The 14709-nt window shown below is 42.7% G+C and carries 11 protein-coding genes; 4 read left to right on the plus strand and 7 right to left on the minus strand.

Features of this window, described 5'->3' with window-relative positions; genetic code table 11:
* Nucleotides 1–5 precede the first annotated feature (5 nt).
* Nucleotides 6–2633, minus strand: coding sequence for a glycoside hydrolase family 65 protein (locus Q1X33_RS04375; protein ID WP_034868949.1), 2628 nt, complete (start codon nt 2631–2633; stop codon nt 6–8).
* A 336-nt stretch (nt 2634–2969) separates the two neighbouring features.
* On the opposite strand from Q1X33_RS04375, the gene treP reads away from it, so the two are divergent.
* Nucleotides 2970–4949 (plus strand): PTS system trehalose-specific EIIBC component, encoded by a 1980-nt coding sequence (gene treP / locus Q1X33_RS04380; RefSeq protein ID WP_005226464.1) that lies wholly within the window; start codon nt 2970–2972, stop codon nt 4947–4949.
* 120 nt (nt 4950–5069) lie between these two features.
* On the opposite strand, the gene Q1X33_RS04385 is transcribed toward treP, so the two are convergent.
* A complete protein-coding gene (locus tag Q1X33_RS04385) occupies nt 5070–6443 on the minus strand; it encodes an MFS transporter (RefSeq protein ID WP_005226466.1) in 1374 nt (457 codons plus the stop codon).
* Nucleotides 6444–6701: 258 nt separating this feature from the next.
* On the opposite strand from Q1X33_RS04385, the gene Q1X33_RS04390 reads away from it, so the two are divergent.
* Nucleotides 6702–7187 carry a hypothetical protein gene (locus Q1X33_RS04390; protein WP_005226468.1) on the plus strand — a complete coding sequence of 162 codons (486 nt, stop codon included), beginning with the start codon at nt 6702–6704 and terminating at the stop codon, nt 7185–7187.
* A gap of 292 nt (nt 7188–7479) precedes the next feature.
* Here the strand turns inward: Q1X33_RS04390 and Q1X33_RS04395 are convergent, their stop codons facing one another.
* From Q1X33_RS04395 to Q1X33_RS04405, 3 genes are read right to left on the minus strand one after another with little or no spacing between them, the layout of a single operon-like run.
* The gene (locus Q1X33_RS04395; RefSeq protein WP_005226470.1) at nt 7480–7644 is read right to left on the minus strand and encodes a hypothetical protein; all 165 of its coding nucleotides are present in this window, start codon (nt 7642–7644) and stop codon (nt 7480–7482) included.
* Entirely contained in the window at nt 7641–8231 is a 591-nt protein-coding gene (locus Q1X33_RS04400; RefSeq protein ID WP_005226472.1) for a DUF1700 domain-containing protein, read from the minus strand. Before Q1X33_RS04400 ends, Q1X33_RS04395 begins: the two co-directional genes overlap by 4 nt.
* Nucleotides 8218–8544 (minus strand): PadR family transcriptional regulator, encoded by a 327-nt coding sequence (locus tag Q1X33_RS04405; RefSeq protein WP_005226473.1) that lies wholly within the window; start codon nt 8542–8544, stop codon nt 8218–8220. The genes Q1X33_RS04400 and Q1X33_RS04405 overlap by 14 nt, the downstream gene beginning before the upstream one ends.
* A 319-nt stretch (nt 8545–8863) precedes the next feature.
* Between Q1X33_RS04405 and Q1X33_RS04410 the strand changes: the two genes are divergently transcribed.
* Nucleotides 8864–9478 carry a TetR/AcrR family transcriptional regulator gene (locus Q1X33_RS04410; RefSeq protein WP_171805168.1) on the plus strand — a complete coding sequence of 205 codons (615 nt, stop codon included), beginning with the start codon at nt 8864–8866 and terminating at the stop codon, nt 9476–9478.
* 63 nt (nt 9479–9541) lie between these two features.
* Here the strand turns inward: Q1X33_RS04410 and Q1X33_RS04415 are convergent, their stop codons facing one another.
* Entirely contained in the window at nt 9542–11257 is a 1716-nt protein-coding gene (locus Q1X33_RS04415; RefSeq protein WP_005226475.1) for a sensor histidine kinase, read from the minus strand.
* Entirely contained in the window at nt 11251–12756 is a 1506-nt protein-coding gene (locus tag Q1X33_RS04420; RefSeq protein WP_005226476.1) for a response regulator, read from the minus strand. The genes Q1X33_RS04415 and Q1X33_RS04420 overlap by 7 nt, the downstream gene beginning before the upstream one ends.
* Nucleotides 12757–12960: 204 nt before the next feature.
* Between Q1X33_RS04420 and Q1X33_RS04425 the strand changes: the two genes are divergently transcribed.
* A complete protein-coding gene (locus tag Q1X33_RS04425) occupies nt 12961–14631 on the plus strand; it encodes an extracellular solute-binding protein (protein WP_128432094.1) in 1671 nt (556 codons plus the stop codon).
* The last annotated feature ends 78 nt before the right edge of the window (nt 14632–14709 follow it).

The raw sequence follows: 14709 nt of genomic DNA on the forward strand, positions 1-14709 counted from the left end.
TCCTTTTAGTAAGTAATCGTTGCTTCTTTCTTTGCTTCTAGAGAAACTTGTTGCCCATTCACTAAGATCATGACTGGCTGATCAGCGGTAATCGTCAATGTTTCATGTGTAACATTCATCGCAAAGCGGATGCCGCGAACTTCTAGCTGAAAGGCTAAGCTGTCCCAAGCTTTCGGCAAGTTTGGCGTGATCTGCAGCTGCTCTTCTCGAATATCGATCCCAGCAAAAGTGGTTAATGGAATAAACAACGTAGCAGCCATGACACCGGCGTGAATGCCTTCTGCTGTAGTCCCGCCTTGGATATCACGGTAATCAGAAGAGAGGGCTTCTTGGTATAATGACCAAGCCAACTCCTGATCATCTACCATTGCCGCCAACTGGGCATGAACGATGCGTGACAACGTCGAGCCGTGGGAGGTACGAGCCAAGTAATAATGGAGATTTTTTTCAATATAGTCTGTTGGCAACTGGTAAGAAAGATCTGCCAAAATCTGATTGACTTGCTCTTTTGAGAAATTGTAGAAAATCATCAAACTATCCGCTTGTTTCGCGACTTTGTAGCTGTCAGCACTCTTGCCTTCAGCGTTCAAGATGCGGTCCATCCGATAGATGTTGCCATATTTCTCTTTGTAGTGAGCCCAATCCAGATCTTCCAGCTGGAAGTACCCTTCAAATTGTGCAATGATGCCTTCTGGATCGATCTCTAAGCCCAGCTTGGTACGAATATCTGCCATAGCAGCAATATCTGCAGGGGTTAAAGCCGTTTTCTCTAATACCGCTTGGAAGCTCTCTGCTGAAAGTTGTTGTTGAAGGTTCTCGATCTCTTCAAACAACCATACTACCATCATATTGGTATAGGCGTTGTTTTTCAAGCCGCCTTGTTCACTATTTGGGTAGCTTTCATGAAATTCATCTGGTCCCATGACTTTATCGATAAAGTAACGTTGAGCAGCATCATCCCAGGTGGCAGCACTTTGCCAGAAATGAGCGACTTCTAACATCAATTCTAACCCATATTGTTCCATGAAGACTCGATCTTGCGTGTTGTGCCAGTATTGCCAAATGTTATAAGCGATCGCTAAGGAGACATGGCGTTGCAAGCGACTGTGATCTTCTTTCCATTCGCCGCTGATAGGGTTCAAATGCAGTTCTTGGGATTGCTCACTGCCATCCAATCCTGATTGCCATGGGAACATGGCGCCTTGGTAGCCAGCTTTTTGGGCATCTTTTTTGGCAGCAGCTAAGCGGCGGTAGCGATACAGCAGAATTTCTTTGGCGGTGTCAGGAAAATGTAGAATGTAAAACGGTAAGATAAACAGTTCATCCCAGAAAATATGACCGCGATAGGCTTCACCATGTAGGCCACGGGCAGTGATACTGGCATCTAAGGACTCCTGATAAGCATTCGGTGCTGCGGAGACCAGCAGATGATACGTATGCAGATTCAGCATTTTTTGCGACATCAAGTCACCAGTGACTTCGATGGCCGCTTTCGCCCATAATTCAGCCCAGGCTTGTTTTGAGGCGGTATACATCGTCGCAAAATCAGGTAATGCTAAGGAAGAAAACGTAAATGCCGGTTGCGGCTCTTCTTGGCGATAAGCGGCAACAGTGACTGATTTTTCGACCCGATAAGTTTGTCCTTCCGTCACCTCAAGGGTTACTTGCTGACGGACAACCTGGTCATTTGTTTCAGCTTGCAGCTCAGCCAATGGTAGGTCCTGTGAAAACAGTTCAGAGGATTGGACAACGGTAATCTGTGATTGGTTAGTGGTGACCACTAAATGCGCTTTGTTTTGTTCAGCTGCTGCCTCTTTCACGGTCAAATGCTGGTTAGTTAAACTACGGTAACGAGCGACGTTATAGTTATAGACCGATCCGTCGGCTTCACTGACGAAGGTAAGGGCGCCAGAAAAGTTCAGCGGAGTAAACTGATAGACCAAACTGTATTGGTGAACATCTTGCATATTGGCGATCTTCTTCGTTTCGATTCGCAGACGCTTTTGTTTTTTGGTTTCAATTTCTGCCACTGATTGGAACAAGCCGGTCTTCAGATCCAATGTCCGTTTAAAGGAAAGGAGCTGATTGTTGGCGATATCGATCACTTCATCATCGATCTTTACGTACATTTTTTGCAGATTCGGTGCATTGACGAAGTCTTCATTGCTGATGGTATGACCAGAAACATCCGATTCCACCGTATTGTAAAGACTTGCTAAATACAGCCCTGGATAGTTCGCTTCACAAATGGTCATCTCAGGCGTTGTGCCTCGCAGCCCTAAATAGCCGTTACCGACGGTTAAAAGTGACTCCACCGAGTATTCATCTTTACCAGGGGTGTAGCCATAGTATTCGAGGCGCCAAGGAATTTCAGCAGTTTTTTCTTCATACTGTTCTTTCGTAGTGCAAACAAAGGGACGATTCAATTTTTCTGTCAACCATTGGTCCAGTGAAAAAGTCCCTTCTTCATTCGTAAACACCAGCGATTCAGAGACGATGCCGCCACCTTCCATTTGCTGCAGCTGCGCGGTCAGTGCGGCAACGCGCTCACTGTCAGTCCCAGAAAACGGATAGGTCGTACCAGTTTGATCCGTTAACAGCCATTGTTCCTTAGACAATATAATCGTATTCACAGTAGTTGTCCTCCTTTAAACTTGTCTATACATGCAAAACGATTATAACGTAAATTGTAAGCTATTTCAATTTATCTAGCCTGTTTTTTTATTCTTTTTTGTAAAATAAACAGTAAATAAAGTTGTTAGCAATATTATTTTATATTAATGAAATATTTTAAAAAACGTTTATTTATCAAGGTTTTTATATCGTACCTTTGCTATTTGCTTGTATTGTTTATAGAAAAAGTGAAAAAAATTGGTTTGAAACGCTTGCAATATCAAAATTATCAAGTTATGATTAGTGCGTAATCAAAACATATATATACAAGTGGAGATGAAAGGGGTTTATTAATTATGGGAAAGTATCGTGATGATGCTGAGAAGCTGCTGGAATATGTTGGCGGCAAAGAAAATATCGCCGCAGTAACACATTGCGCGACACGGATGCGTTTTGTTTTGAACGATCAGTCAAAAGCAAACGAAAAGGCAATTGAAGAAATTCCAAGTGTCAAAGGAATGTTTACCAATGCGGGACAATTCCAAGTCATTATCGGCAATGATGTCTCAACGTTTTACAATGATTTTACCGATGTATCAGGAATAGAAGGTGTTTCTAAAGAACAAAGTAAAGCGATTGCAAAAAACAATCAAAATATCGTGCAACGAGCGATCGCTACGTTAGCTGAGATCTTTACCCCGTTATTACCAGCGATTATTGTCGGTGGTTTGATGCTAGGGCTGAGAAATTTCTTAGAAGGTGTACCGCTAGAAGCTCTAGGTGGGCAAACCATTACACAAGCTTCTACTTTTTGGAACGGTGTCAACGGCTTTTTATGGCTGCCCTGTGAAGCCATCTTTCACTTTCTACCAGTAGGGATTACTTGGAGTATTACACGTAAGATGGGAACCACGCAAATATTAGGGATTGTTTTAGGGATTACATTGGTTTCACCGCAATTATTAAATGCTTATTCAGTAAGTTCAACTTCTGCTGCAGAAATTGCTCAAAATTATACGTGGGACTTCGGGTTCTTCACTATTGATAAAATTGGGTATCAAGCACAAGTGATCCCAGCAATGCTGGCAGGTTTCTTATTGGTTTATCTTGAAAGATTCTTCCGGAAATGGATTCCAGAAGCGGTTTCAATGATCTTCGTTCCATTGTTCTCATTGCTGCCAACTATTTTAGCAGCCCACATGGTGTTAGGTCCAATCGGTTGGCAAATCGGATCAGGCATTTCTTGGGTCGTAAATGCTGGCTTGACCTCACCATTAAACTGGTTATTTGGTTTCATTTTCGGTGGCTTGTATGCGCCTTTGGTTATTACCGGATTGCATCATACAACGCTAGCGATCGACTCTCAATTAGTAGCGGATTTTGGGACAACCAACCTTTGGCCAATGATCATGCTGTCAAATATTGCGCAAGGTACGGCAGTATTGGCGATTTGGTTCCTTCACCGTGGCAATAAAAAAGAAGAACAAGTCTCTGTTCCAGCAACGATTTCTGCTTACATGGGGGTTACTGAACCAGCGATGTTCGGGATCAATTTGAAATATGTTTACCCATTTGTCGCAGCAATGGTAGGTTCTGCCTTTGGTGGTATGCTGATCACTGCAACGAATACCCGTGCATTAGGTATTGGTGTAGGGGGACTGCCTGGCTTCTTATCATTTAAAATTGAAAACTATCCAATGGTCTTCATCTCAATGGCGGTGACGATTGCGATCACGTTTGTTTGCACCATCATCTTTAGAAAAGTTACCTTCTTAAATAAATTAGAACCGCAATTGGCTGCTGATACAGCTGCAGCAGCGGCTGTTGCACCAACGACGGCTGCACCGACAACTGCAGCCCCAGAAGCAGCACAAGTTTCAGAAGAAACCCTTTATGCTCCAGCTGATGGGAAAGTAGTTGCCATCACTGAAGTTTCTGATCCTGTCTTTTCTCAAAAAATGATGGGTGACGGCTTTGCTGTTCAGCCAACGAATGGAACGATTTATGCTCCTGTTGCAGGTACGATCTCTAGCATTTTTGAAACAAAGCATGCAATTGGGATTTTAACGCCTGGTGGCGCGGAAGTTCTTGTTCATATGGGCTTAGATACTGTGGAATTAAAAGGTGCGCCATTTGAGGTCCTTGTTTCTGAAGGTGACACGGTCACACCAGAAACGAAGATTGCAGTGATGGATCTAGAGGCAGTGACCGCAGCTGGCAAACAGACAGATGTTTTAACAGTCATCACGAATGCCGAAAAAGTGCGTCAGCTTTCATTGACGACCACAGGCACAGTGACAGCCAAAACAGCGGTTGGTTCCGCTGAATTAAACTAAAAAAATAATCCGTTTCCGAGAGCACCCTTTGACTAAGAAGGGGGATCGGAAGCGGATTTTTTTATGGCCGCCCTCATGGGAGAGCGGCTTTTTCTTGGTTTTCAATGGGTAAAGCCGCAGTTAGCTGACGGCTTTTTTGTCGGTGCTTTTGCGGAAGTAGTTGATCGTTAATAGGAAAGTCAGTAAGACTAAGGCCCACAAAAAGAATAAGGCGATTTGAGAGCCGATGACCGTCCCTTGGGTGTAATCGGTCGCCGCATTTTGTGCCAAATTGATAATGGTCGCTACCACAGCCGTCGCCACTGCACCAGAAAATTGCTGCAGCGTATTAAAGATCGCATTACCGTCCGCGTACAACGCAGGAGTCAGCTTGTTTAAGCCGGTGGTCATCATATTGCTGTAGGCTAAGCCGATCCCGATCATGTAAAAGACATGTCCAGCAACTAGGCTCCAAATGAAAGGCGAACGCAAAACGAGGGCTAAGGCAAGCCAACCAATGGCAATCAACGTCAAACCAGACAGGATCGGTTTTTTCGGTCCAACTTTATCCAGCAACCGACCAGAGATCGGCGCAAGGATCGCCCCGATCGCCGCCCCAGGAAGCATAACTAATCCTGCAGTAAAGGCATCTTTTCCCAAGACGAGTTGGACAAAGTTCGGCAAGACAAAGGAAATGCCCAGTAAAAGGAACTGACAAACAAGAAAGCCAAACAGAAACAAACTGAAGCTGCGGTTTTTCAAAACAGCCAAACGAATCAAAGGGTTCGGGCCTTTTGAGCGTTGATAAAACAAGCCAGCACCAATGAAACCGAAAAGCAGCGGCAGTAGACTCGCTAAGGTGCCTACTTGATTCAAGAACAATAAGAAGCCGCTGAACATCAAGACGATTCCTAATACACTCAGTAAATCCAGGGAAGTGTCTTTTGTCCCAGCCGTTTTAGGGATCGAGTAAAGGCCGAGTACTAGGGAGATCAGCAAGACTGGGATCAAGAAAAGAAAGATCGCATTCCAAGACCAATGGGCGGTCAATAAGCCCCCATATGTCGGTCCGATCGCTGGAGCGATGGAAGTGGTCAAATTCCCTAAGCCGATTGCCGCTCCCCGTTTTTCAAAGGGGGAGTAAGTCAAAATGATGTGGAACATCAAAGGCAGTGCGATCCCTGTGCTGGCACCTTGGAAAAAGCGGCCAATCAGCAAAATGGCAAACGTCGGCGATAAAAAGTCGATCACCAAGCCAACAAGGAAAAAGGCGTTGGCAGCTAGAAACAAGGTTCTCAATGAGAAGCGTTTCAAAAGGTAGGTCGATATTGGGACAATGATGGAGATGACCAGTAAGTAGATGGTCGTCACCCATTGAACATCGGATGTTGAAAGCGTAAATTGATCGATCAATGTCGGAAACGTTACATTCATGGCTGTTTCAATCAGCACACCTGCAAATGACATCAATCCGGTTGCGAGGATCGCCCCCACGAGTTTTTTGTTGTTTTCCATATTCTCACCTCTAAAAATTCGCAAAAAAAGAGACTGTTTCTATTCTCATAGAAACCGCCTCTCTCTCGACAAGCGAACCCGCTTGTTATCTGTACGATTTAATCTATCGCTATTCTACTGACTTCATAAGAAAGTGTCAAGAGAAGTGGATAAAAAAATAGCAAAAAACTTTTTTGAAAGTTTTCAAACTTTTACTTACACGAAAAATTTTCTTCTGCTAGAATAGTCGAGTACGAAAAAGAGAAAGGAAGTTGTTACATGCCCATCAATAAAAAAGAAAGTTTGATCTATACGACACTTATGTGTATTTTCATGGTGTATTTTATGAGTGTTTATAACCTCATGTTTCAAGTCGGTGTTTCGGCATTGGCATTCCAATTGGCGTGGAATGAATTGCCATTAGCCCTTTGTGTCGCCTTTATTTTGGATTGGTTCATTGTTTCTGGTCCGGCAAAAGGTTTGGCGTTTCGATTTTTGGACCATCAATCAGCTACTTGGAAAAAAATCGGTTTGATTTCTTCATTGATGATCGCCGGCATGGTGATCTGTATGTCACTCTTTGGTGCGTTGATGCACCCAAACCCTGATCACTCGGTGTTCGTCAATTGGCTAAGCAACATTGGGAAAAATGTGATCGTCGCATTGCCGTTGCAATTGTTCATTGCAGGTCCAATCGTTCGCCGGGTGTTTCGCGCCTTGTTTCCTATTGGCACTGTGCAAGAACAGCCAGTACTAGGGGAATAATCGATCATTAGAAAAAACGTACTGCAGACAGGTTCTGCCAAGGTTAGCTAAAACAGCTGGCTTGGCGATACCTGGACTTGCGGCACGTTTTTTTGCTTTTATAGACAGCAAAAAAACCCATAGGATGGTATGGGTTTTTTTGGTTACCCTATGAAATAGGATACAGGATGTACCTATATAGTAATATGGTTCCGTCAAAAATAGAAGTTCAATTTTTTCACCGATACATGAAATTAATGCAAATTGCTAGTTTTTCTGACGAAAAAATCAACTTATAATTATTTTCCGTCTGTTATTCCGTATAGAAACCAACGAGTTGATACCAGCGACGATGCTCAATATGGTAGGCATCAGGTGAGTAGCCTGACATTGAAAAACCGATAAAGGTGATGACCAGTCCGAGAATAATAAACAACAGACTGAGAAAAACGAAAAAGCGCTTATTGATTTTGATCATAGGACTGCCTTCTTTCGATAGTTTTGAACAAATAATTTCGGCCAAACAACAAGGGAGTGGGTAAGACGTGAAAAAGGTCGGCTCATACTATAAGTGGCGATCAGGCAAAGCAGCCCTAAACCAAATAAGAAAATCCCCATGCCTAACTGACTTAAAAAGAGATAGAAACCATCCGCCATCAGCATGGGACTTAAGACAACGCTGGCGATCCCACCGATAAACGTAGTGACACCAATCATGCCAGTGGTGAAAGGTACACACCAGATGATTATTAAAAAGCTTAGGATCAGCAAAGCGGCACTTAACAAGAGGCTGCCCCACAATGGGAAGCCCAGCACTAAAATCAAGAGCAAGAAGGGATGAAAGCGGCGGGGAATCTCTACTACGACCTCTTCCGTTTCGGTAACTGCTTGGATCAGTTCTTTTGGGGAGCCAAGGCGTGCCACGGCTTCTTCTTCGGTGTATCCTTCTTCCATCAAATCTTCGATCATCTCGTCATAATAGTTGATCAGCTGATGAATCTCGCTAGGTCTGACTTTTTCAGATAATTCCGCAGCCAATGCCTTGATAAAATCAACTCTGTTCATCTAATGTTCCTCCTTTAATAAATCGCTGGATCAATGTCAATTGGGGCCAGTCGTTGGTTAAAAAATCGTCGATCCGCTGTTTTCCGATTTTGGTCAAGCGGTAATATTTTCGGGTCCGTCCTTGATGGCTTTTATTATAAGTCTCAACCGCTCGGCTGGCTTCTAAGCGCTTCAAGATAGGATAGAGCGTTGATTCTGAGATTGGCAGTAAAGGAGATATGTTTTTGACTAATTCATAGCCATAAGAGTCACCATGCTGCAAATAAGCCAAAACACAAATTTCCAATAATCCTTTTTTTAATTGGGCATCCAAAGGCTCTCCTCCTGTTCATACTCATACTATACATTACATAGTATCATTCCACAAGCAGCACCAGTCAAAATCAGCCTTAAGTCTGAGCACCATAAGACAACAAGAGTTTCTTTAATAAAATGGTCAAAAATAAAAAATAAAATTAAGAAAATCGGCGGAAATTATAGGTTAACGTGCTCTTTTTTGTTAAAGTAGAAGTATAAAGATTACTTTCAGTAAGAAAATGGGCGTTGGTTGTGCTTCTAAAAGCTGCAAGTAGTCAAAGTGAATGAGACGAACATCAGCAAGAATTGGTGACGTCCAGAAAGGAAGGGGTATTATGAGAAAAGCAACGATTACGAAAAAATATTTGATCAATTGCTTAAAAAAATATCTGGTGGAATATCTTTATCGACCAATCACTGTCCGCGACATTGCTAAATATGCACGAACATCGACCCAACCGATCTATTTAAATTTTTCAAACATGCAAAATTATAAACAGGCGATGGTTGATGATGTGTTTCGCGACATTCACGAAACAAAAAAAGAGTCAGAAGAGACACTCGATTCCTTATACAGCTTTTGGCAGGACTATTACGTATTTGCCAGCCGCAATCGCAACCTCTTTTTCGCACTTTTTTTAAATGATATTGGCTGTGGTCCTTACATAAAAGAGCGTTCTTTTGCTTATTTTCAAGAAGCAATTGCTAAATCAGCTGTTTTTCAATGTGCGCATAAAAGCGATCTGAGAAAATATCATGAAGAAGCCTTGATCTTTTTTAGTGGGTTGGTATTGCTGTTTATTCGTGAAGGGTGTAGTGACAGCAAGAATGATTTTATGAAAGATACCATTGAGTATTGGGAACGAATGTTAAAGGAACCAAAAAGCGCGCCACGTGATCGGGGACCGCAAGCATTGTTAGAGGCTGGTGCGTTTGCTGTAGAAGAATAGGTACTTGAAATCAAGCATTAAAATAAATATCTGAATATTTCGACACCAAAAAACCGTTAGTGATCAAACATTCTTCACTAACGGTTTTTTTTGAGGAGGCAAGTCTTGCGGTATGAGTAGAACAATTGTGGTTTTTTCACCTTTTACTGATTGAATCGCTAAGGAAGCTTGCGTGCCATAGTACAATGCTAGCCGCTGGCGTACATTGTTGATACCATAATGTTGATCAGAAGGTTGCTCCAGTTGTTTTAGCTGTTCAGGATCAATCCCAGGACCATTGTCTTGAATCTCAAACCGCAGCCATTGTCCTTCTTTGAGGCAGCGGATCGTCAATACACCTCTGCGGTCATCTTCAATATGATCCAGCCCATGAAAGACGGCATTTTCGACAAACGGCTGCAAGAGTAGATTGATCATCGGATATTCATCGATATTTGAGTCAATTTCGAGGACTAAATCAAAGGAATGGTGATGCATTTTTTGCTGAATTTTAGCATAGGTGATCGTCAGATCGAGTTCTTTGCTGACGGATAACCGATTGGATCCTTGGTTTAGGCTGAGACGGTAGAATCGAGACAGCAGCTGAGCCATCTCACGGATTTCGTGATTGCCGTTTAGTGTGGCAGTATTGCTGATCAATGCTAAGGAATTATAAAAGAAATGCGGATTGATCTGGGCTTGCAGAACCCGCAATTCGTATTCTTTTTGTTTCAGTTCGGCTTCATATACTTCATTGATCAGCTCAGCGATTTTATCTAGCATTTTTTGAAAATTGGTGTATAACTGTCCAACTTCATCTTCTGAAGAATAACTATGCTCGATTTTGAATTGATCCATTGATAAAGAAGCCATTTGCTGGGCCAAAGAATTGATCGGCTGTACCACTGTTTTTGCTAGCCACCAGCTGGATAAAACCAATATCACTAATACAAAACCAAAGATAATGAGTGCCGCACCAACTAGATACAGTAGACTGCTGAAAAATGACTGTGCGGTTTTAACAAAAACGATTTGCCAATGATTATCCAGCAGTACAGGGGCTTCTTCAATAACTGCGCTTCCAACCAACCACTGTTTTTGAGTACGCTGCTGCTTCGTCAAATAATCAATGCGGTAAAGCGTCTGCCCGGTCTCTGACTGGATCGTCAAATCGTAAGGTTCCTCAGTGACTGCATCAAGATTCGTGAACAATGCTGCTCGATCGATGGTCAAAACGATGTAGTTTAGGGAATCTGCGGTATGGCCTTTTAAAAAAAGGTTGGTATAAAAAGAAAGTTCCTCCCGTTCTTTGTCAAAATACGTGCGAATTTCAGTCGAGGGTTTCTCTTTGAGAAAAGGTAGCGCCGTGTCAGCAGTGATTTTTTTGACATATTGCCCATGATCATAAAGATCGATCGTGGTGTATAGCGTGATGCCTTTGATATCTGCTTGCGGAAAACGAACACTGTGAAACAAAGGCAAGATCGTATTTTGAAAGAGATTGTATTGATCAAAGTTTGAGAAGCGTTGACTAGAAAGTTCTTGCGTCAAGGCGGTATTGTTGGCTAAGAAAAGCAGGCTGTCCCGATAGGTATGGATCTTGCTTTCTAACTGATAGCTGATACTTTTGAGATTATCGGAGTAAGCACTTTTTTCCTGCTGTTGGATAAAGGCTCGGATGATAGATACCCCGACAAAGGTCAAAACGATCAGAGGAACAATGCTTGAAAGAATCGAAATAAGGGCGATCTTTTTTTGAAAACGAAAATTTTTAAAACAATCGTGGACTTTTCTTAACAAGAGGGACCTCTCTTTCTATAGGCATCCGGCGTCATTCCGACAATTTCTCGGAACGTTTTGCAAAAATAGGAATAATGATTAAAGCCAACTTGTTTGGAGATAGTTCGAATGCTGCAGTTCGAGTTCTTTAAACGCTTCTGAGCCTGTTTGATACGGTAAGACTTGATGTATTTGGTGATACCCATGCCTTCAGAAGTACTGAATAATTCGCTTAGGTAGTTAGGATTGATATTGACTTCCTTTGCTAAGCGCTCCAAGCTCAACTCTTGGTGAAAATGAGCGAATATATAGGATTTTACTTGGCGCACATAGTCATTTGACTGACTCCCGTTGATTTGAAGCAGTGCATCATGGATATAACGGAAGAGGGCATCAAAAATATCCGCAATTAATTGTAGACTTGGCGCTTCCAGTATTTTTCCGATCTGATTAGCGCCATGCTCCGCATCAAAGGCGATCGTGCACTGATCGATGATGGTTTGATAAAAGGTCGCAAAATAAAATTTGGTATTGGTTGGTTCCTCACGTCCATTTGTTTCAAAGCAGTCGAAAACTGTTTTCACAAGCGCGTGTGCTTTTTTACTTTCGTATTGATTCACATACGAAATGGTTTTTTCAAAAAGAGCTTTCTTGACGATGTAGTGATCTCCCGGAAGCAGCTGGCAGATATTCCCTTTGTTTTGCTGATAAAAAGACCGCTGACTGGTCTTCAGTAAGTCATGATAGGTGCCGTACATTCCTGAATGGTGGGGAACTGGTCCGCTGTCAAAAAGTGTTATTTTTTGCTGAAACTGCTCGGAAAAATAGGTAGTCAAGTTGTTTTTTCGCTCCTCGATTTCCCTTTTTGGCAAAGGTTCGTTAAAAAAGAGCAGTTGTGCTGGAGCTAAAAACAAACTGAACATTTCAGGAAATGCAGCAGACAGCGAAGGAACAAAATCCGGCGCATTCCAAGAATCCAGCGGCCAAGTAACGAGAAAAAAAGAGGGATGAGTCTTAAAAAAATCTTGTGCAACCGATTGCTCTTCTTTCGGCAGTGAATGCCAAGGATAGCCATAAAAAAGTTTACTCAAAATCTCTTTCAAGTAATGGGTTTGTGCGATTGTTTTTGTGTAAGCGCGCTGCTTTTGTTGATCAATAAAGAGAATGATTTTATTTATTTGTTCATAAAAATCATCAGGGTCGATTGGTTTTAAGAGGTAGTCAACCGCTTGTAACTGTATGGCTTTTTTTACATAATGAAAATCTTCAAAGCCGCTGATAAACATCACAGGAATTTCAGGAACTGCTTCTTTGATTCTCGCTACGAGGGCATGTCCATCCATAAAAGGCATTTTTACGTCGGTAATTATCAAGTCAAAGGGCTGTTTCTGAAAAAGTTGCCAGGCTTCGCGGCCATTTTTGGCTTCTTCGATCAGCCATTCTTTTTCATGCTGACTCAAGAAGTATTTGATCACTTCTCTTTGATCGTAACTGTCATCAGCAAGCAGCAGTCGGTACATGGTTTTCGCCGTCCTTTCGTATAGAGAAAATTACACAGTCGCTTCTTCTTTCTATAGTAAGCGATAAACAAAAAAAGCAACAGAGCAAATTTGTAAACGTTTTATTTTCTGGAAATCGTGCTATAAATCTGAAAAAAGTGCTATATTTTCTATGGAAGCGATTGCGTATAATAAGGATATCAAAAAAGTTTGAGGAGGAAAACAATGAAATTCAGGCGGGGAACAGCAATTTTAACAGCCATGGCTTCAGCACTTATTATGACAGGATGCAGTTCAGAAGAAGCAAAGACCAATGAAAATGGGGATACCGTGATTACGATCGGACGCCAAACCGCACCGAACTCAAAACTGCCGGAGGGGGACTCTTACAGCAACAACGCGTATACTCGATTGATTCAAGAACGCTTGGGCATCGAACTGGAGAGTGCCTTTGAAGCCCACGGGGAAGATTACGATCGGCAAGTATCGCTAGCGATCGCTTCAGGGGAATTACCGGATACAATGATCGTCGGATCAAGAGATGAATTGGAAGAATTAGTTAACAATGATTTAGTGGAAGACTTGACCGAAGTATTTGAGGAACATGCCGACGATTTTCTAAAAGACATCTATGATTCGTTTGATGGGATTCAGTTAGAAGCAGCTACGTTTGATGATCGCTTGATGGCGATCCCATCTACTAGCGATGACTTCGGGCCCAATCTTGTCTGGTTGCGCCAGGACTGGCTAGATGAGCTGGGTATTGAACTGGATAAAGATGGCAATCGCTCAATTACATTGGATGAGTTAAAGGAAACAGCGATTGCTTTTCAAGAAAATGATTTAGCCAACACCGGAAAAGCGGTTGGTTTGCCATTGGCCTTCTGGTTGTCTTCGCCAAATCATGGCGGCACGGCATATACAGGGACAGCCATCATGAATGCGTTTGGAGCCTACCCAAAATCGTATCTCCAAGATGAGAATGGACAGATGTTCTATGGCTCCAATACGCCAGAAATGAAAGAAGCACTAACGCTGTTGAAGGAATGGCAAGATGAAGGGTTCATGGATCCGCAATTTGGTACCCGGACGTATGACGATATCCATGCCATGATGGTTAATGGAGAAACGGGCATCGCTTTTGGTCCTTGGCACATGCCTGACTGGGGGTTAGTACAAGCTAAACAAAATGATCCGAATGCTGAATTTGTTCCTTATGCCCTTGAAAATGCTAACGGCGATGGCGGGGTCAATGCCGTGGCTAACCGCGGCACTGGGCAATACATCGTGGTACGCAAAGGTTTTTCTGAGCCGGAAAAAATCATGGAGATGATCAATCTGATTTATGGTGAAGTTGCCAACTCGGAAGATATTGAAACCGAGTTTCCGGAAATTTATGACTATGCGAAAGTGGATGTCGATGGGACGGTTCGTCCATGGAATGTTGTTTTCTTAAAAGCCTATAGTGAGATTGATGATGCTGTAGAAGCTTCCAAGGCGGCGGTTGGTGAAACATCTATCGATGATATCTCTAACTTCTTCATCAAAGAAAATGCCGAAAAAATCAAGCAATATCTGGATAGCCCTGAAGAAACCGATCCGGTGGACTGGACCCGCTATGCTTCCCGCTATTTAGCCGTCAATAATGTGATGGGCGGTATCAGAGAGCAAGGACGTTTGAATGAAGTCAAACCACCGCGTTTTGATTCGATCAAAGCCAATGAACGAAACGGCGCACAAGTAGGGAAACTGGAGGAAGAGACCTTCATTAAGTTTATCACTGGAGAAGAACCCCTGGAAAACTTCGATAACTATGTTGAAACCTGGAATAGCCAAGGTGGAACAGCCATACTTGAAGAAATGCAAGAAGTAGTAGATCAGCGAGCAGATAATTAAGCGGCCACTCCAGCGGTTCTGACACTCGTCTTTCGAACAAAGAAAAGCAAGGTTGTATGCAGGGAAATCGACTGCAGG

Origin of the sequence: Enterococcus sp. B2E4, from assembly GCF_030499455.1 — a bacterium.
Taxonomy (GTDB): Bacteria; Bacillota; Bacilli; order Lactobacillales; family Enterococcaceae; genus Enterococcus_D; species Enterococcus_D casseliflavus.

Excerpts from the sequence above, each read along its gene's own strand:
- Q1X33_RS04425 (WP_128432094.1), top strand. The coding sequence starts at position 12,961 with ATGAAATTCAGGCGGGGAACAGCAATTTTAACAGCCATGGCTTCAGCA.
- treP (WP_005226464.1), top strand. The coding sequence starts at position 2,970 with ATGGGAAAGTATCGTGATGATGCTGAGAAGCTGCTGGAATATGTTGGC.
- Q1X33_RS04390 (WP_005226468.1), top strand. The coding sequence starts at position 6,702 with ATGCCCATCAATAAAAAAGAAAGTTTGATCTATACGACACTTATGTGT.
- Q1X33_RS04400 (WP_005226472.1), bottom strand. The coding sequence starts at position 8,231 with ATGAACAGAGTTGATTTTATCAAGGCATTGGCTGCGGAATTATCTGAA.
- Q1X33_RS04385 (WP_005226466.1), bottom strand. The coding sequence starts at position 6,443 with ATGGAAAACAACAAAAAACTCGTGGGGGCGATCCTCGCAACCGGATTG.
- Q1X33_RS04420 (WP_005226476.1), bottom strand. The coding sequence starts at position 12,756 with ATGTACCGACTGCTGCTTGCTGATGACAGTTACGATCAAAGAGAAGTG.
- Q1X33_RS04395 (WP_005226470.1), bottom strand. The coding sequence starts at position 7,644 with ATGATCAAAATCAATAAGCGCTTTTTCGTTTTTCTCAGTCTGTTGTTT.
- Q1X33_RS04410 (WP_171805168.1), top strand. The coding sequence starts at position 8,864 with ATGAGAAAAGCAACGATTACGAAAAAATATTTGATCAATTGCTTAAAA.